At 46.9% G+C, this 23056-nt stretch carries 19 protein-coding genes and 1 riboswitch; of the genes, 16 read left to right on the top strand and 3 right to left on the bottom strand.

Annotated features, from left to right (window positions below):
- Positions 1-48: 48 nt before the first annotated feature.
- Both MKX59_RS06020 and MKX59_RS06025 read left to right on the top strand, forming a co-directional pair.
- A complete protein-coding gene (locus MKX59_RS06020) occupies positions 49-1386 on the top strand; it encodes an HlyD family secretion protein (RefSeq protein ID WP_071558302.1) in 1338 nt (445 codons plus the stop codon).
- Positions 1383-2519, top strand: a complete 1137-nt coding sequence (locus MKX59_RS06025; protein ID WP_340857793.1) for an ABC transporter permease — start codon at positions 1383-1385, stop codon at positions 2517-2519. Before MKX59_RS06020 ends, MKX59_RS06025 begins: the two co-directional genes overlap by 4 nt.
- Positions 2520-2599: 80 nt before the next feature.
- Here the strand turns inward: MKX59_RS06025 and hemQ are convergent, their stop codons facing one another.
- The gene (hemQ, locus tag MKX59_RS06030) at positions 2600-3379 is read right to left on the bottom strand and encodes a hydrogen peroxide-dependent heme synthase (protein ID WP_071558303.1); all 780 of its coding nucleotides are present in this window, start codon (positions 3377-3379) and stop codon (positions 2600-2602) included.
- A gap of 344 nt (positions 3380-3723) precedes the next feature.
- Here hemQ and MKX59_RS06035 point away from each other — a divergent pair, with 344 nt between their 5' ends.
- From MKX59_RS06035 to uvrC, 4 genes are all read left to right on the top strand, one after another.
- Entirely contained in the window at positions 3724-5241 is a 1518-nt protein-coding gene (locus MKX59_RS06035; protein WP_028541451.1) for a DnaD domain protein, read from the top strand.
- Between the two features lie 248 nt (positions 5242-5489).
- Positions 5490-6437: a primosomal protein DnaI gene (gene dnaI, locus MKX59_RS06040; RefSeq protein WP_023990150.1), complete on the top strand. Its 948-nt coding sequence runs from the start codon at positions 5490-5492 to the stop codon at positions 6435-6437.
- 125 nt (positions 6438-6562) lie between these two features.
- Positions 6563-6880, top strand: a complete 318-nt coding sequence (trxA, locus tag MKX59_RS06045; protein WP_010347861.1) for a thioredoxin — start codon at positions 6563-6565, stop codon at positions 6878-6880.
- Between the two features lie 160 nt (positions 6881-7040).
- Positions 7041-9125 (top strand): excinuclease ABC subunit UvrC, encoded by a 2085-nt coding sequence (gene uvrC / locus MKX59_RS06050; RefSeq protein ID WP_068941831.1) that lies wholly within the window; start codon positions 7041-7043, stop codon positions 9123-9125.
- Here the strand turns inward: uvrC and MKX59_RS06055 are convergent.
- Positions 9094-10824, bottom strand: a complete 1731-nt coding sequence (locus tag MKX59_RS06055; RefSeq protein WP_023990148.1) for a CPBP family intramembrane glutamic endopeptidase — start codon at positions 10822-10824, stop codon at positions 9094-9096. The two genes, uvrC and MKX59_RS06055, sit on opposite strands and share 32 nt — an antisense overlap.
- A gap of 261 nt (positions 10825-11085) precedes the next feature.
- A riboswitch (cyclic di-AMP (ydaO/yuaA leader) is annotated at positions 11086-11238 on the top strand.
- Between the two features lie 409 nt (positions 11239-11647).
- Between MKX59_RS06055 and MKX59_RS06060 the strand changes: the two genes are divergently transcribed.
- Both MKX59_RS06060 and MKX59_RS06065 read left to right on the top strand, forming a co-directional pair.
- The gene (locus MKX59_RS06060) at positions 11648-12988 is read left to right on the top strand and encodes a TrkH family potassium uptake protein (RefSeq protein WP_076264906.1); all 1341 of its coding nucleotides are present in this window, start codon (positions 11648-11650) and stop codon (positions 12986-12988) included.
- Between the two features lie 107 nt (positions 12989-13095).
- Positions 13096-13773, top strand: coding sequence for a potassium channel family protein (locus MKX59_RS06065; protein WP_023990146.1), 678 nt, complete (start codon positions 13096-13098; stop codon positions 13771-13773).
- A gap of 5 nt (positions 13774-13778) precedes the next feature.
- Here the strand turns inward: MKX59_RS06065 and MKX59_RS06070 are convergent, their stop codons facing one another.
- On the bottom strand, positions 13779-14684 hold the full coding sequence (locus MKX59_RS06070; RefSeq protein WP_028541456.1) for a LysR family transcriptional regulator: 906 nt from the start codon (positions 14682-14684) through the stop codon (positions 13779-13781).
- 226 nt (positions 14685-14910) lie between these two features.
- Here MKX59_RS06070 and MKX59_RS06075 point away from each other — a divergent pair, with 226 nt between their 5' ends.
- From MKX59_RS06075 to MKX59_RS06110, 8 genes are all read left to right on the top strand, one after another.
- Complete coding sequence (locus MKX59_RS06075; RefSeq protein WP_023990144.1) at positions 14911-15585, top strand: succinate dehydrogenase cytochrome b558 subunit; 675 nt, start codon at positions 14911-14913, stop codon at positions 15583-15585.
- Positions 15586-15678: 93 nt separating this feature from the next.
- Positions 15679-17424: a succinate dehydrogenase flavoprotein subunit gene (gene sdhA / locus MKX59_RS06080; RefSeq protein WP_013311796.1), complete on the top strand. Its 1746-nt coding sequence runs from the start codon at positions 15679-15681 to the stop codon at positions 17422-17424.
- Positions 17425-17443: 19 nt separating this feature from the next.
- Positions 17444-18211 carry a succinate dehydrogenase iron-sulfur subunit gene (sdhB, locus tag MKX59_RS06085; RefSeq protein WP_053326044.1) on the top strand — a complete coding sequence of 256 codons (768 nt, stop codon included), beginning with the start codon at positions 17444-17446 and terminating at the stop codon, positions 18209-18211.
- A 172-nt stretch (positions 18212-18383) separates the two neighbouring features.
- Entirely contained in the window at positions 18384-19193 is an 810-nt protein-coding gene (locus MKX59_RS06090) for an aminoglycoside N(3)-acetyltransferase (RefSeq protein WP_023990142.1), read from the top strand.
- 65 nt (positions 19194-19258) lie between these two features.
- Complete coding sequence (locus MKX59_RS06095; RefSeq protein WP_023990141.1) at positions 19259-20203, top strand: metallophosphoesterase; 945 nt, start codon at positions 19259-19261, stop codon at positions 20201-20203.
- 105 nt (positions 20204-20308) lie between these two features.
- Positions 20309-21049, top strand: coding sequence for a metallophosphoesterase family protein (locus MKX59_RS06100; RefSeq protein WP_023990140.1), 741 nt, complete (start codon positions 20309-20311; stop codon positions 21047-21049).
- Positions 21050-21100: 51 nt separating this feature from the next.
- Positions 21101-21709 carry a GNAT family N-acetyltransferase gene (locus tag MKX59_RS06105; protein ID WP_068941827.1) on the top strand — a complete coding sequence of 203 codons (609 nt, stop codon included), beginning with the start codon at positions 21101-21103 and terminating at the stop codon, positions 21707-21709.
- A 181-nt stretch (positions 21710-21890) separates the two neighbouring features.
- On the top strand, positions 21891-22895 hold the full coding sequence (locus tag MKX59_RS06110) for an AraC family transcriptional regulator (RefSeq protein WP_068941825.1): 1005 nt from the start codon (positions 21891-21893) through the stop codon (positions 22893-22895).
- Positions 22896-23056 lie beyond the last annotated feature (161 nt).

Below are 23056 nucleotides of genomic sequence, written 5' to 3' on the forward strand. Positions count from 1 at the left end.
AATTTTTAACTATCATTGCTAAATCATCATGAAGGAGAGTTTATTGTAATGAACAAAAAGATCATTGTGTACGTATTACTTATTGTCGCGTTAGGTACCGGGGGTACGCTAATGGCAATGAGCGGCAAGGATGCTGTGAGTATGGCAGCCCAACAAAAAAATACACTGCTTACGGCGGATACCGTGAATGTTGCTTTTCAGGGTGTAGGGGGAAGAGTAAACACGATTGAGGTGAAGGAAGAACAACAGGTGAAAAAAGGGGATGTGCTCATGACCCTCGATCCTGTAGACCTTGATTTGCAAATTGAGAAATTAAAAACGGATATCGCACAGGCTGATGTGAAAATAAAACAGGCTAAAGACGCGCTGCAAAATCAGTCGGAGAAAATTTCGAATTCAGAAAAACAGGGGCAATTGGACATTCAAGCTGCGCAAGCGGGAGAGTCCTTATTAAACCAAGGCACACGTGCGGAGGATATTGTAAGACAAAAGCTGGCTATTGAAGCAGCACAGCAATCGTTGGACGCAGCTCTGACAGGAGTAGAGACAGCCAAAAGAAATGCGGAAATCGCGCAAAAAACAGTAGCATCCAGACAACAGGCTCTGGACTTGGCTAAAGTGAATTACAACCGTATTCAAGCGTTATATGATGCTGGAGCTGGAACCAAAGCAGAACTGGATAACGCCAAAAACCAACTGGATAATGCCCAAATCGCGTTAGATACAGCTAAGGATCAGGTTGAAATTGCCAATAACCAGATTACAGCGGCTAGCAAACAATCGGACATTGCTAAAAATGGGATCGCTCAGCAGCAAACCGCTTTGGATAAAATGGAGGCTGGCGCAACTGCTGAGGAACGCCAGCAGGCTCGTATCAAAACAGAAAAAGCCAAGGAAGCATTGACTCAAACCTCGCAAACACGAAAAGATGTTAAGAATAGCGAATACAATGTGGATCTTCTGGCTCAACAAAAGCAGGCATTGAGTGTTCAACTCAAAACTTTGGAATTGCAGCGCGGACGTATGGTGCTGAAGGCATCTACAGATGGTAAGGTGGCACGTATTGTACCTAAAATGGGAGAGATCGTTTCTACGGGGGCAACGGGCGCCGTTATTGAAACCAATCAGCTATACTACGATATTTATGTGGGCGAGGATTCCATATCACAGTTTAAAGCTGGGGGAAATGTGACTTCGCACGTTGTAGCTTTAGATAAAGATGTCCAAGGCAAGGTGAGGTACATTACTTCTGCCCCTCAGTATACCAACATGAGAATGAGTCGGGACAAAGGTCTGTCGGATATCAGCTCCTTCCAAGTACGGGTGGATGTCCAGCGAACATCTGAATTATTGCCTGGAATGACGGTAGAGGTTGTGACGAAATGAAGGCGTTTATAGAAGAATGGAAGCTGATGATCAGCGGCAAAATGGTTTTTATTATGCTGCTCGTTCCTATCGTTGTAGCTGTTGCCTTTGGATTTGTTTTTAAAAATAATCAGCTTAACGATGCCTCTGTAGCTGTAGTCGATTTAGATCATAGCAGTTATAGCCGACAGCTTATTAATAAATTAGATGCATCGCAGTATATTGATGTACGCCATGTGCAAGAGAACGAAACCGATCCGAATTTACTTTTATATAATGAAAAGTTTTTTGCGGTGATTTACCTTCCAGCTGGGTTGGAGGAAAATAGGATTAAAGGAGTTCAGAGCAACATCGGTTTTTATGTAGATAATACGGTAGGTCAGGCTACTGGAAATCTACGCTCGGCAGTCACAGAGATCATGGCGACGGAAAATGCGATGCTGGTTGGTGGTGGATTAAAGGGTATGGGAATGAGTGACAGTCAGGTTACAGGGCTTACTTCCAATATGCTGCTTCAGCAGCGCCTGTTATATAATCCTACCAATGCTACTTTGATGACCTCGGTTATGGGGTTCATTAATACGGTCATGATTTCACTGATTGGTGCTACTGTACTGACAATTGTCCCGCGATTGCGGGAGCAAGGAAGATTAAAAGAGGAGCTTCAGCATTCGTATGGCTTGATTCTTAGGGTGTTGCCGTATGCGTTAGTAGGATGTGTGTCCTTTTACCTGTCCATTGGTTTACTTAAGCAAATTGGCGGACTACGCTTTGAAGCGAATGTATGGCAGCTCAGTATTCCATTTCTCCTGTACACGATTACGTTGGGTTTGTTTGCGATGGCTTTAGGGTGGAATGCGGCCAATCCTGGAAAAGCTTCCCCACGCCTCATGCTAATTATACTGCCTTCGTTTTTACTGAGCGGCGCTCAATTGCCAGTGGCTATGCTGCCTCCATCGCTGCAATATGTAAGTAACATTCTCCCATTGACCTGGCATTTCAAGTTTTTGAGAGGTATGGGCTTTAAAGGTGGAAGCTTAAAATATTTTATTCCCGAATTGGGGGGATTTTTGATCTTACTAAGTGGTTTGCTGCTTATTATCTCTATTCTGATCGCTTTGGAGAAAAGAAAGCTGGCGCATCAAGATATATAAAAAAGGATTCCGTCGTCCCGAAAGTGGGAGTTCGCGGAATCCTTGATTGTATGTTGCGACATAGTTCCGACGCTTATGGTTTACAGCTTCAACATGTCTTCAAATGTCTCTTCGTTCAACACGCTGCCGACATAGAAGGAGCCGAATTCACCGTAACGGGCACTGACTTCATCAAAACGCATTTCGTAGATTAGCTTCTTGAACTGAAGTGCGTCATCGGAGAACAGTGTTACGCCCCATTCCCAATCGTCAAGGCCGACGGAACCGGAAATGATTTGCTTTACTTTGCCAGCATAGCTGCGTCCAATTAAGCCGTGGCTACGCATCAAGGTGCGACGCTCGTCCATCGAAAGCATGTACCAGTTATCGTCCAGATCACGTTTTTTGTTCATTGGATAGAAGCAAATATAACGGGCCTTGTTTAGTACAGGCTTCAAGCGTGCGACAATTTGTGGATTTTGCATGGGATCTTCATCCTTGCTCAAATAATTACTCAGTTCCACCACACTCACATAAGAATAGGTTTTGGTTGTATATTTGGCGAAGGTTGTTTTGTTAAAGTCATTTTCCAGCTTATTGAGGTCTTCCAGCGTTTCGCGCAGGTGCATCATGACAAAATCAGCCTTTTGTCCGACAACAGTATAGACAGCTGAACTGCCCAGACCCGCTTCCTCGGTAACGTTCCATTCCTTCATAAACTCTTGAAGCTCGTCCAGTGCTCCGGCGCGCTCTTCATCGTCTGCGGTCTTCCATGCTGTCCAGTTGATGGACCGGAAATCGTGAAGCGCATACCAGCCTTCCAGTGTGGAGGCTACTTCGTTGGGTGTTGCTGGGGTTTGTTGAGGTTGATGTTGACTCACGATCTACACTCCTTTACGTCTGTAAATGATAATCGGCTCAGCCGAAATATGTGTACTTCCTTATATCATTCCTGTATCCAATACGTGATGCTTAACCATTATATTGTAGCTCAAAGTAAAGCTTTTCACCAATGAAAGAAGTGTGAAGAATTTTATTTTTACCATGATGCAGGTCACAAAGTCTTAAAATAGTTAGTATTCTCGAAAAAAGTAGAACTCAGACGAATACGGCTGCCAAAAAGGAGAACAATTGCCCTTATTTTGTTGGTCCCACGAGAAGGCAAGTATGATAGAATAGAAAAACATCTTGGAGACCGTTATGTCAGGAAAGGAAGAATGTTGGAATGCGGATGAAAAACCTGCTGCACTATACTGAGAACCACCGCTACTGCGTTTATCGGGAATTTGGCTTGAGCGCACTGGATGAATTGATGCTGGGAAGCGTCTATCAGCCGATGGTAGGCGCATTTGCGGTCAGTCTGTATCGACTGTTGTTCCAGCATGTGCCAGTAGGACAAGTCGGTTATTCGCCGTTGGAACAGCAGCGTCGCCTTTTTCTGACACTGGGACTGGAGCCGAGTGAGAAGGGACGCAAGTATTTGATTGAACAGACCTCCAAGCTGGAGGCCGTCGGTCTATTACAGACGTCCAGGCTGTATGCACCCGAAACGGACGACTATATGTATGAATATGAGATGCAGCCGCCGCTCGCACCTGCTGAATTTTTCAGAACGCAGCATCTCACCCTTTTGTTGAGAGACAAAATCGGTAAGTTTGCAGTGCTTTCTCTGAGAGAATCGTTGTGGAGTAGGGAATCTAGCGAATGGTCGCAATCTTCCTATAATAAAGAAAATATTTCGATTCCTTTCTACGAGTTATTTGAATTGAATACCCATGTTATAGATTACGAACTGGAACAGGCGCTGTCCGAGGTGTCCACTAGCCGTCAGACTGGACCACTAGCGTCAGAATCGGAGGAAGCATTGAATTATGCAGATATTATTCTCCGTTTTCCGCGTGAATCTGCCAATCGCAAGCACGTGGAACGTCTTCGGTTTGAGCACGAGCAGTTAGGCATGGTCAATTACGTTGTTCGCAAATTTGACCTTTCTGTACAGGATATTAGTCGCTTGCTGGATGAGGATGGTATTTTTACCGAAGCAGGCGACTTGTTGCTTGACGAGCTTCAGCTTCGGGCTAGTCAGCACTCCAGACAGGATCGGAAGCGTCAGGAGGAACAGCAGGTACAGGCCGCCAAAGTGGTCGCCTTGCGCCAAAGAGAAGCTTCCACACCTGAAGAGCCGCCTGCAGAACAGGCTGTGGAAATGGAATTTTATGTGGAGGTTCCACCACAATTCACAGCCAAGTGTGACATTCACCAATATAATATGATGTTGCGCAACGAGCCTTATCGCCGTTTGCTGCAAACCTTTTTCCCCGGCACGGTTCCCGGTAACCTGCTGGATATATTCGAGAAAATTGATATCAGCTATAAGCTGCCCGGTGAAGTCATCAATGTGCTGATCCATTATTTGATGTCACTGCTCGTATCGGGGAGCGATCAGCGAATTAACCGAAACTTTGTCGAGGCCGTTGCTTCCAACATGCTGCTTAAGCAGGTAAACACTTACGAAAAAGCCGTTCAATATATAAGGGATCAAGCCAAGGTAAAAGGAAAACAGTCCTCTGCTTCTCCTTCCGGCGGCCGATCCCGCGCATATGCCAAAAATAACGGGCCAGCCAAGCCATCCATTCCAATCGTTCAGGATCACCCTTCCGAGGAGTCTGTATCTGAGGAAGAATTGGATGAACTGCTGCGTCTGGCCGAACGAATGCAATCCGGAAAACAGAAAAAAGTCTAGTGAATTTTAGGTTTTATGAAACTATTAAGCGAAGCCAATTCAAATAGATGTCGACTTTATGGCGGTCAGTAGCGGAGCGGATGGAATCGTTCTGGAGAAGCGATAGCGTTCGCCTTTGCCACCGGATTTTCACCTTTAAATTTCTATTACGATAGAAAAAATCTGGTGGCAACAGCGATCGTAAGAATGATCCATCCGCGAAGCGTCTCCCCCCATAACTCTGCACATTTTAGAAAGGAGGAGCGTTCTTGGAATCACTGGGCGATTTGCTACAGCAGATGCAGAACCCTTCGTTTCGCCAGCGCACTCGCAATGTAGCCGATCAAGTTCTAAATGATCCGCTCGTGCAGGAGTTTTGTGCTGCGCATCCTGATGTGGACGAAACACAATTGCGACTCAACATGAGCATGCTCTTTCAGTATGCCCGGGATCGTCGAAATTGCGACAATTGTCCGGGGCTGGAACAGTGTCCTAACGATTTTCAGGGCCACTTTTGTAAGCTGGGCGTGGAATATCCGAATGGAACAGCCGAAATCGTGGACATTCGGACCCCATGTGCGAAGTTGGTTGCTTCCCAACATGAACAACGGGTGCGTCAGAGAATTAAAAGCTTTTATGTGGATGAACGGGCACTTCTGGAGGGATATAACGCTCTTGAGATTGCGCGCAAAGATTCACAACGTATGCCTGCCGTCACACAGCTATTCCGTTACATTGAAGAAACGAAAAGTCAGGGTCTATCCAAAAAAGGACTTTATCTGGAAGGTACGTTTGGTACGGGTAAAACTTTTTTGATGGGCTATCTATTGCACGAGCTGGCTCTGTCGGGTCTGAACGGTGTGATCGTGTATATGCCTGATTTTGTGGAGGACTTAAAGTCTATGATTCAGGACGGACAGAAGCTGAAGGAAACGACCGAAATGCTCAAAAATTGTGATCTGCTCGTATTTGACGATATTGGTGCCGAAAATTTAAGCCCGTGGGTACGGGACCATGTGATGGGTTCCATTTTGAATTACCGAATGAACCGCAAACCTACTTTTTATACTTCCAATTATTCGTTGCAGGGGCTGGAGAAGCATCTCAGCTTTACGAGCAAGGACGGAGAGGAAATGTACAAAGGACAACGCTTGATGGACCGGATTCGTCCTTTTGTAGATGTCATTACCGTAAAGGGAAAAAATCAGCGGGGGTAAGCGTTTTTCCGTCTGCTATTTTGATATCTTACAATTAAAAGACTATTGTGATATAATTAAAAGGTGTCGAAACAGACATTACAGGTTATAATAATCTTGACTTTTCTATAAAGGAGGAACATACAATGGCAATTGTTAACGTGTCCGATCAATCCTTCAACGCAGAAGTCGAAGGCACAGGAACCGTTTTGGTTGATTTTTGGGCGCCATGGTGCGGTCCTTGCAAAATGATCGCTCCCATTCTGGAGGATCTGTCCACAGAAGTTGGCGACAGCGTCAAAATCGCGAAGGTGAACGTGGATGAAAATCCAGAGTCTGCTTCCCGTTTCGGCGTGATGAGTATTCCTACCCTGATCGTTTTCAAAGACGGACAGCCTGTTGATAAAGTGGTAGGTCTGAACTCCAAAGAAGCGCTGAAAAGCATGCTTACTAAACACCAATAATCATCGCATGTGACCCATGCTCCCGCGGGGGCTTGGTGGAGCGGCCATGAAAGGTCAATGCCTCCGGTTGTAAATACCGGGGGCGTTTTTGTGTATTATTCCTATATATTATAAGTAGTTAGTTGAGCAGTCATTAAGAATGGAAGGAGGAACCTGGCGAATGAAACCTTATGCGGAGGACTTGCAGAATCAGGAGAAGGCGCTGGAAAACATACGGCACAAATTAGCGTTACTGCCGGATGCATCAGGCTGTTACCTGATGAAGAACAGCGAAGGCACCATCATTTATGTCGGCAAGGCCAAAGTGTTGAAAAACCGGGTCCGTTCCTATTTTACAGGTAGCCATAACGGCAAGACGCAGCGATTGGTTTCCGATATCCGTGATTTTGAATATATCGTTACAGGTAGTAATATGGAGGCGCTCATTTTGGAGTGCAACCTCATTAAAAAGCACCAGCCGCGCTATAACGTGCTGTTGAAGGATGATAAAACCTTTCCGTATTTGAAAATTACGAACGAGGCACACCCCAAGCTGGAGGTGACCCGTCGCGTTCTGAAAGATAAAGCAAAATATTTTGGACCGTACCCCAATTCCTACGCGGCACATCAGACGAAGAAGCTGCTGGATCGTATGTATCCGTTACGCAAGTGTGGTGTGATGCCCAAGGAAGTGTGCCTGTATTATCACATGCATCAATGTTTGGGGCCTTGTGTGAAAGAGGTCGAGAAGGAAACGTATGACCAGATTGGTCAGGAGATTGGTTCCTTTTTGAGCGGGGGACATGAGGAAATTAAAAAGGATCTTCAGCGTAAAATGCAGGAGGCCGCAGAGGAATTGTATTTTGAGCGGGCCAAGGAGCTGCGAGATCAGATTATCAGCATCGACGCGATGATGGAAAAGCAGAAAATCACCACATCGGATGCGAAAGATCGAGATGTATTCGGTTTTTCAGTAGATAAGGGCTGGATGTGTGTACAAATCCTATATGTCCGCAAAGGTAAAATGATCGAGCGCCATATGTCGACTTTTCCTTTCTATGGTGAGGCTTACAGTGATTTTATGTCCTATGTGACGCAATATTATAGTGACAACCCAGCAGTGCCGCAAGAAATATTGCTGCCAGATTCTCCTAAGCTGATGCAGGCAGAACAGGTCAATGTCGATCAACCGGTTGCGGCAGAAACTGCACTCCACAGTGCACCTACAGCCGATGTTACCGGACAGACAGATGAGAAAGCGATACAAACGGAGACAGAGCATTCTGCTGACTCACTGCTGGTGGCTGAAGAACGAGTAGCTTATGCAGTAGCAACGAATCAAGGTCAAGTTGGTGACCAAGATGCAGAGATAAAGGAAACAGAAACCCAACTATCCGGTGGACTGGAGGACCCAGCTACGGCAGCTCTCGCTCTGGCTGAATGGTTGGATGTTAAGGTACTTGTACCGCAGCGTGGACTGAAAAAGCAAATGACAGGCATGGCGACGGAAAATGCACGTGTTGCTTTGGATGAGAAGTTTAAGCTGATCGAGCGGGATGAGGAACGGACATCCAAAGCTGCAAGCAATCTCGGACGTGCCATTGGGCTGGATAGCTTGCACCGGGTGGAGGCGTTTGATAACTCCAACATCCAGGGTTCCGATCCAGTCTCCGCCATGATCGTGTTTATTGATGGCAAGCCTGCCAAGAAGGAGTATCGAAAATATAAGATCCGTTCTGTGCAGGGACCCGATGATTATGAAACGATGCGTGAGGTTATTCGGCGTAGATATGAACGTGTGCTTAAGGAAAATCTGGAACGTCCCGACTTGATCGTTGTGGATGGTGGACGTGGACAAATTAAGGCGGCGACCGATGTACTGCAAAATGAGCTGGGTTTGTTCATTCCTGTGTGTGGCCTGGTGAAGGATGCCAAACATAGAACTTCCCAACTATTAGTGGGAGAGTCCTCTGAGGCCGTGACACTTGCACGCAATAGCGAAGAATTTTATCTGCTGCAACGGATTCAGGACGAGGTTCACCGTTTTGCCATCACGTTCCACCGCGAGCAACGCGGCAAATCTATGGTAACTTCCCGGCTGGACTCTATTCCAGGCATCGGCGAGAAACGGCGTAAGTTACTGCTCAAGCATTTTGGATCACTCAAAAAAATAAGAGAGGCCAGCGTTGAAGAATTCCGGCCTCTCTCTATTGGGGATAAGCTTGCGCGTCAGATTATAGCTGCCCTTCGGGAGGAGGAGTCGTAGAATACGGCTCCTCTTTTTTAATAGGTTCAAACATAATTCGATTTGGCTTTTTAGGACTAAACCAATAAATGATGTAACCCACAATGGCTGGAAGTAAGATCCAGAATAGACCAGCGCTCACATTCACAGTGTCTCCCAGACTCATTACACTAAGCCCCATTAGAATGCTGTCAAAAATAACATGGCTGAACATGGCGGCAATAAAACCGTAACGCAGGAACACAAAACTGAACAGCAAGCCAAGAAAAGTCAGCTCAATAGGTCTGGAAATCACCGGATAGATCGGATAAAGTGTATGTCCCAGTGCCCAAATCAGCGTGGTGATCAGACAAGCAACAAAAGTGTTTTTCACTATTTTTTTGACCATCGGAATACCAAACAGACGGTAGACAGTCTCTTCTCCAATACCTGCCATCCAGGCCATAATCGGCAGTAACCATGGATAAGCCATATTGTAAGGGGATTGCGTGGCATCTGTTGTGGAGAATGTATTAAATGTGCGCTCCAGTATAAAGAATAAGATGGATTGTACCCCGAGTAAAATAAAGGCCCACAAGTAGCCAACATACATACTGCGAAGCACATACAGCCCGTAGCCCGGCTCTTTCGCACGCGGCCATGCATTCAGTCCAACCTGACGCATAAGTCCGTCACCGCCGACCAAGGAGAAGTAGAGCGCTACTGCCATGAAGAAGGTAACACCAATCTGGAACACCATAAGAAATATAAGCATGCCCTTACCGCCTGCTTCTGCTTGCAATAAAGGCAGCATGTTCATTGTCCCAGCTATACTTGCAATAAAGTATATAACGGACAGAACAATGCCGCGTACAAATGAAGTATGTCGTCGGGTGAGTGACGCATACACAATGGCAAGAACACCCAGCACAAAGCTAAATAGGGCATAACCCGCATAGGTCATCCAATTCGCCCAAAATGTTTGCTTTTCGATATAATCGGTATAGGACGACGGGGCCGAAAAGCTTTGAGAGAAGGAGCGAACATCACCGTCTTCGAAAGTAAAAGCCAGTGTAAGTACCGAGGCGCCGATTTTTTTATCGTCTACGGTATACTTTAATCCACCTTCTTTTTCAGTGGTGGCGAGCTTCAAGTCCGACGGCTTAAAACCAAAGCGCTTAACCCATACTGCGGCCGCCTGCTCCTTGGCTTCAAGCGTCATGCCGTCCTCAGCTACACGTATAAGCCTGTTACGTGCTTCTTCATCCGTAGAAATATCAGCCTGTGTGTAATTGGTACTGGAGGTGATCCGTTTAAAGCTAACGACCTTCCCAGTGGATAAATCCACATGAATTTGCAGTTTGCTTTTCGCTGAGGATTCAGGCAGATCAACCCGAAAGGTTTCGTAAGGGTAATTTTTCTTCCATGTACGGTCGTACTGTTGAAGCAGTTTTTCTCTAGATAAATAACCGTACAAATCTGTTTCGGCCTGATAGGTCACGACAGGCTCCTCTGGCTGTGATTCAGTATAGCCCAACTCGGAGCGGGCAAAGTCCAATGCGTGTATGACCGCTTCTTGTTTGCTGATGACCTTTGCGTTCATTACTGATTCTGGACTCGGATTGCTAAGCGAGGGAATAAGCAATTGAAAGATAAAAAAGCAAATCAGGCCAATCCCGCCCAGCAAGCCTAATTTTTTGAAGTTGGCCGTGAGCACGACCGGTTTCCCGATAGGATTCATGAGTTTCCTCCTTAATCTGTAAATAAGAACATCCATTAAAGATATCATACTGCACAGGTTCCCGCCAACAGACCAGCGATATTCATGAAAATAGAGTGAAAGCACTTTAAAGTTCCAATAAAATAAGATAAGCTGCGATTAAACGATGCCCATTCGCAAAATAAAGCCAATTTCACGTTTTTTCGGCGAAATCGGTTTTGTGATCTGGATATAGAAGGATTATAATCTTGAGGCAATGCCTATAAAATACATAGGTAATGATATACAGTTGAGCCAAATTTCTATGAGAAAACGGGGGAACCATGTTACTGGGGTGAATTTTACAGCCGATCCTGCTGGATTGGATGTGTAAATAGGGCATACTGTGCTGCCCGAATCCGTCAGCTAACCTCGTAGGCTATGAGCAGGAACCAAGTCAGGCACTCGGTTTTCCGGTGTCTATTTTTGTGTGTATAAAAGTGTGTGGATTGGTTAGACCGCTGCGGGTGCAGATTATTCTTCCGATTGCTGTTATCCCCGGATTTTTTGATTGTATAACCCCTTTAATGGTTAAAATCCGGAGATAAAGGCAAACGCTTCGCTTCTTCAGAACAATTCTGCCCCCTTCGCTGCTGCCCGCCAATAGCACAGGGGGCAGAGTAGTGCTTGACATGCATTCTTCCTGTATTCAGGGAATGCTAATTATAGTTACTAAAGGTTTGGAAAAATCAAAAAAATTAGGGGCAACGACGATCGGAAGATCAAATGGAACGCGTAGCGGGCTTACACCGTATTAAATCACTGTTTTTATAGTTTTAAGGATTAGGAGAGAAGTGATGAATAGATGAATCCCAATGCAAGCTGGCTCCGGCTTTCTCCACCGCAGATATTCGTTGCGGGTTTTGCCATTATCATTCTAATAGGTAGTTTATTGTTAATGCTGCCGATCTCCAATACAACAGGAAAGCCACTTGCGTTTATAGACGCTTTGTTTACTGCCGCTTCCGCGACCTGTGTTACAGGGCTTGTCGTAAAGGATACGGGGACCTTTTTTACAATCTTTGGTCAAGTTGTTATCGCTGCGCTCATTCAGATCGGCGGCCTGGGCTTTATGACTATGGCTACCTTGATCGCGCTGGTGTTCAAACGTCGGATTTCCTTACGGGAGCGCCTCATTTTACAGGAAGCGATGAATCAGACCTCTGTCGAAGGAATTGTCGGATTGATTCGTAAGGTGCTGCTGTACTCGCTGGTCATTGAGGGCGTATGTGCTGCAATATTTGCGATTCGCTGGTCGTTTGATATGCCTGTAGGCAGGGCGATTTATTTTGGGATTTGGCATGCCATCTCCATGTTTAACAATGCTGGTTTTGACTTATTCGGGCACTTTCGCAGCCTGACAGATTATGTATATGATCCGATTGTTAATTTTACAGCTATGTTCCTGATTATTTCAGGCGGAATTGGTTTTGTAGTGATGTCGGACCTGGCAGAATATCGCAAGCGCAAGAGACTTTCCTTGCATACTAAGGTGGTACTCAGCATGACGGGCGCTATGATTGTAGTCGGCACGCTCGTGATTTTTGTATTTGAGTTTACGAATCCAAAGACTCTTGGCTCGCTTGATTGGGGGGGGAAACTGCTGGGATCTTTATTCCAGTCCGTAACCCCTCGTACCGCAGGTGCCAATACACTGGACATTGCAGGCTTGCGGCAGGCTACGCAGTTTTTTATCATCATACTCATGTTTATCGGGGCTTCTCCTGGCTCTACTGGAGGCGGGATTAAGACCACAACATTCGCGCTGCTCATTGGAGCCGTGATTTCGATGCTACGGGGGCGTGAAGATATTGTACTGTTCAAGTACCGACTTGCGCAGGGACGAATTTACAAGGCTTTGACCATTACACTGCTGGGGTTGCTGTTCGTGATCGGGGTGACCATGATTTTGTCGGCAACCGAAGATCATCATTTTCTGATGATCTTGTTTGAGACGGTGTCTGCGTTTGGTACGGTGGGGCTGTCGATGGGGCTTACACCTGATTTGACAGTCATAGGTAAGCTGGTGATTACCCTGACGATGTTTGCAGGTAGACTGGGGCCACTCACGCTAGCTTATGCACTGGGGCCGAAAAAGGGTAAAGAATTATATCGTCATCCGGAAGGCAAAATGATTATAGGATGAATCATTTCATGATAAGTAGTATACATTTCGTTGATTTAATTATTTCAGGATTTTTGCAAAATCCTCATTTATGAAATTGATTCAGATAAGGGAGTTTTCGAGTAGATATGAAAACGCAGCAGTTTGTAGTTATTGGCTTGGGGCGGTTTGGCTCAAGCCTGGCTTTGCAATTGGTGGATATGGGGTGCGAGGTGCTAGGCATCGACCGGAATGAGGATGTTGTGGACAGTATGAGTGAGATGTTGACACATACTGTCGTGGCGGACGCTACTGATGAAGACTCATTGCGATCACTGGGCATCCGTAATTTCGATTGCGGCATTGTTGCTATTGGTGATGACATTCAGGTAAGCATCCTGACCGCCATTTTGCTGAAGGAGCTGGGTGTGAAAAAAGTCGTAGCCAAAGCCATATCTGTGCTGCACGGGCGTGCGCTAGAGAAGCTCGGTGTGGACCGGATCATTTATCCAGAACGGGATATGGGTATCCGGGTGGCTCATCAGCTAGTCACGCCTAATTTGCTCGATTATTTGGAGTTGTCCAAAGAATACAGTATTGTGGAACTCAATGTACCTGCATGTCTGAATGGCAAAACGCTAGCAGAGCTAAATGCCCGTACTCGCTTTGGTTGTAGTGTCGTGGCGCTTCATACGGCGAACGGTATCCTGATCGCACCGACGGCTATGGATCGGCTAAAAGCAGACGATATTATGGTCATCATCGGCTCGAATGACAATATCGGTCGCTTTGAGGATGAGGTTGTTAATGTCAATGAAGAGGGCTAAACCCTCTACACCATACGATAGCCTGCAAACGACGCACGTGTCTCGCTAATCCAGCGTCGTGCTGTCGGACCGAGATCGGTCGTCTCCGAGTAAATGAGGGAGGTCGTTCGGCGTGTCTCCTTCAAATCGGGCAAGTATAATGCAGTGAGTCCATTATCCCGTAATAGTTCGCTGCGCAAATAGGATTTGGGTAGCAAGGCGGAAGCCTTACAGGTTGGAAGCAGGCGTACAATTGCCTCGAAGGAGTCGATTTCCATGCGGATATCCGGCATGATGCCGCTGCGCTGGAATAAGTCATCCGTCAGACTGCGATACCAGGTTCCTTTGGAGAAAATAATCATCGGCAATCCTTGCAGGTCTTTCATCGAGGCCGTTCCTGTCTTGACGGTTAATTCATGTCCAATGGGAACAACAAGCTCCAAATGATCATCAAATAGCGGAATGCAACGCAGTCCAGCTTCATGAATGGCAGACCCGACAATACCGGCGTCTGCTTTTTTATCACGTACAAAGGCGACGATTTCATGGGTTTTACCGGTGAGCAGCTTCAGCTCGGTTTGAGGATGCTTGCTCATGAAAGCTTCGACGAGGGTAGGCAGCGTCGTTTGGAGTGTCGTGAGGCTTGCGCCGAGTGTAAGCATACTCTGGGCTTCATTTTTGTGCTGGGACAGCTTTTGTAAAAAGCGAAGCTGTCGTTGCCGTTGCTCTAGTGCGAATGTATAAACAAATCGGCCAGTGGACGTAATTTCGAGCCGTTTGCCCCGACGATCAAAGAGATTCACACCCAGCTCTTCCTCCAGCTTGGCAATTTTGCGAGACAGGGCAGGTTGGGACAGATTCAGCAGTTTGGAGGCTTTATTCAGGCTGGACTGCTCGACAATGACGGCAAAAGCGTTCAAATCCTCAAACAAATCATCCACTTCCTCTCTATATGCAAAAAAGACATAATAATTAATACGTATATTGCAATTCCATTATAAGCCGAAAAGGAGTAACATGAAAGCGACACAAGATGTTCACACTTTTGTTTTTCCTAATAAGGGACACCTTGTTGGACATTTCCTGTCGGAAACTGTCATTTTATATGTTATATTACTATTGAAAACGCTATTATTGGGAGAAGGGAGCATGACCTAGATGAGAGGATTTTATTCCAGAAAGCTGCATTCGCTTCTTGGCGTCATTCCGTTGGCTCTATTTTTTGTTGAGCATTTGGTGACGAACTTCACAGCGGTGGAGGGCGGCAAGGAAGGATTTAATCGCAGCGTGGCCTTCCTGAATGGTTTGCCGCTGGTTATTGTGCTAGAAACGTTATTCATCTACTTGCCATTACTGTTCCACGGGATTTATGGCTTGTATATCGCTTATCAGGCTGACCCGAATGTCAAAAGGTTCGGCTATTCACGTAACTGGCGCTTTCTGTTCCAGCGTATTTCTGGCGTCATTACATTTGTATTTATTATCTGGCACGTATACGACACACGCTTTCAGGTAGCTCTGGGTAAAGTAACTCATGAGGAGCTAGGCGGCGTTATGCATGGCATCGTGACGAACCCGGTTTATTTCATTTTGTATTTAATCAGTGTCGTTTCGGCATCCTTTCACTTTGCTAACGGACTGTGGGCATTTATGGTCAGTTGGGGGATTACTGTGGGACCACGTGCGCAAAAAGTATCTTCTTATATCTGTATGACCCTGTTCGTGGTGGTGTCTATCGGCTTCATCGCTTCCCTGCTTGCATTCCGCAGCGCGGAATTTCAGGAAACGGCAACTGCCTTGGTGCAATGCAGCGCTTTTAAACAGCTACTGTAAATGAGTCATATCCATTATACATCGTGTTGAGATTCTATTTTTAAACGTAAAAGGGGATTTGGTTAAAATCCTGAAAAAAAGGAGTGAGCAGAAATGGCAGCATCCAACATTATTGTCGTGGGCGGCGGTCTGGCAGGTCTAATGGCTACGATCAAGGCGGCAGAGGCGGGAGTTCACGTTCATTTATTTTCTTTGGTTCCGGTCAAAAGGTCCCACTCCGTTTGTGCTCAAGGCGGCATCAATGGTGCGGTAAATACAAAGGGTGAGGGAGACTCACCCTGGATTCACTTTGATGATTCGGTCTATGGCGGGGACTTTCTGGCCAACCAGCCTCCGGTAAAAGCGATGTGCGAAGCGGCTCCAGGGATCATTCATCTCATGGACCGCATGGGCGTCATGTTTAACCGGACACCGGAAGGACTGCTGGACTTCCGCCGCTTCGGCGGTACCCAGCATCATCGGACCGCCTTTGCTGGCGCGACGACAGGACAGCAGCTTCTGTACGCTCTCGATGAGCAGGTACGGCGCTGGGAATCTGCTGGTTTGGTGACCAAGTATGAAAACTGGGAGTTTTTACAGGCTGTACTGGATGATGAAGGCATCTGCCGAGGGATTTGCGGGCAGGATTTGCGTACGATGGAAGTGAAGACTTTTGCAGCGGATGCAGTTATTTTGGCGTCTGGTGGCCCCGGGATTATTTTTGGTAAAACCACGAATTCCGTCATTAATACGGGCACAGCTGCTGGTGCGGTGTATCAGCAAGGCGTACGCTATGCGAACGGTGAGTTTATCCAGATTCATCCGACGGCTATACCAGGGGATGACAAGCTGCGTCTCATGTCCGAGTCGGCACGGGGAGAAGGCGGTCGTATTTGGACGTATAAGGACGGTAAGCCATGGTATTTCCTCGAAGAAAAGTATCCGGCTTACGGAAATCTGGTCCCTCGCGATATTGCAACACGTGAAATATTCAGTGTATGCGTTGATGATGGACTGGGTATTAATGGCGAGAACATGGTCTACCTCGATCTGTCCCACAAGGACCCGAAAGAGCTGGATGTAAAGCTGGGCGGCATTATTGAAATCTATGAAAAATTCGTCGGTGACGATCCGCGCAAAATCCCGATGAAAATATTCCCGGCTGTTCATTATTCAATGGGCGGCATGTGGGTCGATTACAATCAGATGACGAATATACCGGGCTTGTTCGCGGCTGGTGAGTGTGAATTCCAATATCACGGTGCGAACCGTTTGGGTGCGAACTCGTTGCTGTCAGCCATTTACGGCGGGATGGTAGCTGGACCTAAGGCTGTGGAATATATCAAAGGCTTGAAAAAATCTGCACAGGATATAGCTACTTCCGTATTTGATGCGGCAGTTAATCAGCAGACGGAGAAGTATGAGCGTATTTTGCATATGGACGGAAAAGAAAATGCTTATGTTCTTCATAAAGAGCTGGGCGAGTGGATGACGAACAACATGACTGTGGTTCGTTATAATGACAAGCTGGAAGCTACGATCCACAAGATCAAGGAGCTGAAGGAGCGTTACTCTAACATTAACATCAATGACGCTTCGCGCTGGAACAATGCGGGTGCGGCGTTTACACGGCAACTGTGGAATATGATGGAGCTGGCCGAAGCGATGACCAAAGGTGCGCTGTTGCGCAACGAAAGCCGCGGGGCCCATTACAAACCAGACTTCCCGGATCGCAACGATGAGGATTTCCTGAAAACGACGATTGCGGACTGGACACCGGAAGGACCACAAATCTCGTATGAAGCGGTGGATGTTTCGCTGATCAAGCCGCGTATTCGGGATTATTCCAAGAACAAATAACGGAAGGGAGTGTATTTAGATGTCGGAGCAAGCAGTGAAGTCGAATAAAACAGTGAAGTTCGTTGTGACCCGTCAAGCTGATCCTAAAACCAGTTCCTATACGGAAGAATTCGAATTGGCTTATCGTCCGGGGATGAATGTGATTAGCGCGCTGATGGAAATTCAGCGTAACCCGGTGGACAGCCACGGTAAAGAGACGGCTCCGGTGTGCTGGGAGTCGAATTGCCTGGAGGAAGTATGCGGAGCATGCTCCATGGTGATTAACGGCAAGCCGCGTCAGGCCTGTGCGGCGCTCGTCGATAAGCTGGAGCAGCCGATTACGATCGCGCCGATGAGCACGTTCCCGGTAGTTCGGGATTTGGTCATCGACCGCAGCCGGATGTTTAATGCGCTCAAGAAGGTCAAAGCGTGGATTCCGATTGACGGTACCTACGATCTGGGCCCTGGTCCTAGAATGGCAGAGAAAAAGCGTCAGTGGGCGTATGAGCTGTCCAAGTGCATGACCTGCGGTGTCTGTCTGGAAGCTTGCCCGAACGTCAACGAGAAGACGACGTTCATCGGACCTGCGGCGATATCTCAGGTTCGCCTGTTCAACAGCCATCCGACAGGGGAAATGAATCAGGAAGAGCGGCTGGAGGCGTTGATGACGGACGACGGGCTGGAAGGGTGCGGGAACTCGCAAAACTGCGTACGCTCTTGCCCGAAAGGCATTCCGTTGACAACTTCTATTGCCGAAATGAACAAGGAAACGACCAAGCATATGTTCAAGCGCTGGCTGACTGTATAGCACTAGACAGCGAATAGGTTATGCACAAACAGGCTTTTTCTCAAACTGGAGAAAGCCTGTTTTTTTGCGCTCAGGAATGATGGAGGGTAACATGGAGAAAGGAGCGCGGGATAGCAGTTATGGTATAATTATGGTATTGTGTATCGTTTTTGGTGAAAAGGAGGCTGGACAGGTGACTGTGCAACCGATAACGAATCGACCTGTCACTAGGTCGGATGTAATGAAGGGATTAAAGGATCTGGGAGTTCGGAGCGGCATGACATTGCTTGTTCACTCGTCGATGCGCAGCTTTGGACGCTTTGTTCCAGGCGGGGCCTCAGCCATTCTTGCCGCGCTAACCGAAGCGGTTGGTCCGGAAGGGACGCTGGTAATGCCGACACAGTCTCATGACTTGACTGATCCCTCGACTTGGATGAACCCGCCTCTGGATGAGTCATGGTGGGAACTGGTACGCGAGGAAATGCCCGCTTATGATCCGGCCTGGACGCTGACCGGAGGGATGGGCGTCATTGTAGAAACGTTCCGTGGTCTGCCAGGAACCAAGCGCAGCGGACATCCGCATGTTTCTCTGGCGGCACGTGGACCTGCTGCTTCAGACTTGCTGGAGGCGCATGAGCTTGATTTTGGGCTGGGTGAGCATTCGCCCTTGGCAAAGCTGTATGAGGCAGATGCCTATGTACTGCTGTTGGGCTGCGAACATGACAGCAACACGTCCTTGCATTTGGCGGAATATCGAACAGCCTATAATGGACGAGAAGTGATCACGCATCAAGCTCCTATGATGGTGGATGGAGCAAAAGCGTGGGTATCTTTTCAGGATTTTAATATTACCTCAGATGACTTTGAGAAGCTGGGACTTGATTTTGAACGGGACTGTCCCTCAGCCTTTACGCGGGTGAACATTGGGGAGGCTTCATGTTTTTTCGCGAGGCAACGTGATTTGGTAGACTATGCGGAGCAGTGGTTGTCCAACTACCGCTAAAGCTTCTGGACAGTAAGAATTTCTAAAAAGTGAGATCAAGGAATAGATTGCAGGGGGGAATGCATATGGAGAAGACGCCGCACACCCGCCGCGAGAGTCAGGATGGCCCGCATCAGGGGTCCGCTATCCCTCCCGGTTCTTCGCGGCGTTCCATTTCAAATGAACCAGCCAATCCTTCGCGCCGCCATTTTTTGAAAAAAGCGGCTTTAGCCACAGCCGGAACCGCGCTTCTGGCTGGAGGATATGCTTCCTTATGGGAGCCTAATCATTTGGAAATTACACGCTTCAACTTGTCTCTCCCTCGTCTTCCGTCTGCTTTTGACGGAATCAGGGTCGTACATTTTAGTGATGTGCACTTGGGTTTTCACATGGATGAGCAGGATCTACGCGAGCTTGCGGACCGTATAGCAGGTCTGAAGCCAGATTTGCTCTGTTTTACAGGCGATATTGTGGATGACTATGCAGTATCCATGAAGGCTGCTGTTCCAGTTATGGCTTCTATGCACGCCACACTTGGCAAATTTGCTATTCTGGGCAATCATGATTATAGAGGCTTACCAGCCGGAGTACAGGAATTGTATCCGAAAACCGGGTTTACGTTGCTGAGAAACGAGCATGCGATTGTAGAGCTTGCGGGACAGCGTGTAGCCTTGGTCGGTTTAGAGGATAACATCATGGGCAAGCCCAATCCGCAGCGTGCCATTCACGGACTACCTGATGAGATGTGCAAGCTCCTGCTGATGCATGAGCCGGACTATGCAGATGTGGCGGCGCAAATGTCCTTTGATCTTCAACTGTCAGGGCATACGCATGGAGGACAGGTACGCTTGCCGGTCATTGGAGCGCCGATGCCGCCTCCGGGTGGACGCAAGTACATCCAGGGATTATTTCATGTGGGAACGGAGAGAATGCCGCTGTATGTCAGCCGAGGCATTGGCATGACACATCTGCCGATTCGCGTGCTGTGCAGACCGGAGCTTAGTGTCATTACGTTAAAATCCGGCCAATAGGCCATGATCTTTTTTTCATCTTTATCATATATGTTGGAACTACATAAAGATGGCTCGAATGTAGTGTAGAGATGTAGTCGTTTCGGACAAAGGAGTGAGGTTCAGATGGATCGTATTGCTGTCATTTCAGATATTCATGGCAATTGGCCTGCCTGTGAGGCGGTGCTGGAGGATATTGCTTCCCGAGGCATTAGCCGTGTGTTTTGTTTGGGGGATCTGATCGGCAAAGGGCCTAGCCCGTGCGAGGTTCTGGATGCTGTCCGTCAACGTTGTGAAGTGGTCGTGCGGGGGAATTGGGATGAGCTGGTTAGTATTACGGATGATCTCAATTTTAGCTGGCAAGCCGAACGCTTGGGGGCAGAACGAGTGCAGTATTTGGCACAGTTACCGTTTCATTATGATTTCAGAATGAGCGGACGCCGTATCCGTCTGGTGCATGCCTCGCCGCAAAGTGTATATCACCGTGTGCAGCCATGGGATGAGCCGGAAAAACGGCTTGCCATGTTCGATCCGTTAGCAGAAGAAAATGGAAAAGTTGTTTTTGCTCCGGATGTCGTGGGATATGGTGATGTGCACAATGCTTTTATCCAGCATTTTCAGGGAAAAACACTTTTTAACGTCGGTAGTGTCGGGAATCCGTTGGATGTTACGCAGGCTTCCTACTGCATTTTAGAGGGGGAGATGGGAGAGGAGCAGCCTACGTCCTTCTCCATTCATTTTGTACGTGTACCTTATGATATAGAACTGGCGGTAAAACAAGCGGAGGAAGCTGCTGTACCTTCTTTGCCGTATTATATTCGAGAGCTGCGCACAGGAATTTACCGGGGGATTCAGGACCTGGATTAAGTATGGAAACATTCATTTCTAAAAGCCAATCCATCCGCAGGAGGGGACATTGTGCTGACCAGAGAAATGCTTCGTCTTGGGCTACCGGAGCTTTACGCCCGTCGAGTCCGATTGCGCCAGCTAAGAGCAGAGGATTATCCCGCGCTGGAACGGATCCTATCCGATCCATTGGTGATCCAATATGTGAATCGAATTCGCAAGCCAGTCTATACACGAATGCGGCGTCTGGTTGCGCAAATTAAAGTATCTGCTGATTCACTAGATTCCCTGCATTTTGCGGTGGAATGGCATCAGAGAAATACAGGAGAAAGCAATTTACTTGGTGAGTCCAATGAGCCTACCTCCTCACCGTTGCTCGGTATCGTCTCTTTTCAGCAATGGAATGAAAGAACGGGTGAGGCGCAATTGGGCTATATTTTGGATCGTCCTTTTTGGGGACAGGGGCTGGCTACAGAAATGGTAGGAGAAATGCTGAATTTTGGTTTCGGATCTTTGAAGCTCAAGCGGATCGAAAGTCGTTGCCAAGAGGATAATCAGGCTTCCATGCGCGTGCTTATTAAAAATAAGATGCGCCTGCTGCGTACAATTGGTGCTTATGATCCCTCAGGCGAGGTACCGAGTGTATTGGTATTTTCGATGACCCAAGGGGATTATGCGTAGAAATGGCAGTGGAATATTTTGTTACAAAGATGAAATATAACTGCAAAACAACTCTAACACAGGACGGGTACAATACAGACATGACCCCCTTTTGAATAATATATGTTGCTGGGCCCGATGATTCGGGTCCTCTTTTTTTGTTATCCTATAGTTAGAACCGAACAGGAAAGAAGGGCTGGCATTGGCTTTGAATATATGGAGTGCAGACATTCATCATTTATTTGACCAATTCACTGAGCTTGTGGATGGTCATATTCATCATAAAAAATCGGAGCAACAACTCACGATTCCCCCGCATATAGGTAAGGGAAGTATGACTCGCACACGGATTCGTCCAGGTATGGAAATCGTGGTCACGGATCTCACCTTTGAACAGAATATGAAGCTTCATATTCAGGAGGCTTGTCCGCTCTTTGAACTCAGCTATTGCTTAAATGGTGAAATATACTGTGAATGGAACGGCAAAGAAAGTCATACCAATCGGTTGACCGGGAATGTTTTATATTTAGAGGATGAACTGGTTTATGAGGAAAAGAAGGCAGGCGTTCACCACCAAATGGTGGAAATAAGGTGTTCTCCCCAAGAGCTATTTTCTTACGCCGGAGATATTGCAGAAAAGCATAGCATAGAAACATGGTTACAACGTTACAAAGGGAATATTGACGCCTACGCGGATACGCCCGCCATGCACAGGTGTGTTTATGACATGATACATTGTAACTACAATGGGACGATGAAACGGTTATACATGGAAAGTAAGGCAATGGAGTTTATTGCATTGTTTGGGGAGATGGATGGACATGTAACAAGGGGGACAAGCCATTTTATAAGTCGTGAAGATATTTCAAAGCTCCATAAGGCTCGTGAATTCGTCATTCTTCATTTTGAGCACCCCCTGTCGATTCAAGCGTTGGCCCGAAAGGTTGGGCTTAATGAATTCAAGCTAAAGAAAGGATTCCCCCATTTATTCGGAATGACTATTTTTGAAATGGTGCGTAAGCAAAGAATGGAAAAAGCTCTCTGGTACTTGGAAGTTGAACAATTAAACATTGGAGAGACGGCATTTTCAATCGGGTACAGCAACGCCAGTAATTTTACGACAACCTTTCGAAAGTATTATGGTTGTAATCCTAGCGAATATATCAAAAAAATACGTAATCCAGATACATTTACGAATAAATTTTAATGAAACAATCCTTCAAGCATGTCCATCATGTTTGGAGGGTTTTTTATTGGTGCTCCTTCTATAGGGATAGAAAATACCTTTGCAGGTAGAGACCTCCTTGCTTTATAGATGATAATGGTTATCAGTTGAGATAAGAAATGAAAAGATTAAAGATGCCCATT

The sequence above is a fragment of the Paenibacillus sp. FSL R7-0340 genome (genome assembly GCF_038002205.1).
GTDB classification, from domain to species: Bacteria; Bacillota; Bacilli; order Paenibacillales; family Paenibacillaceae; genus Paenibacillus; species Paenibacillus polymyxa_B.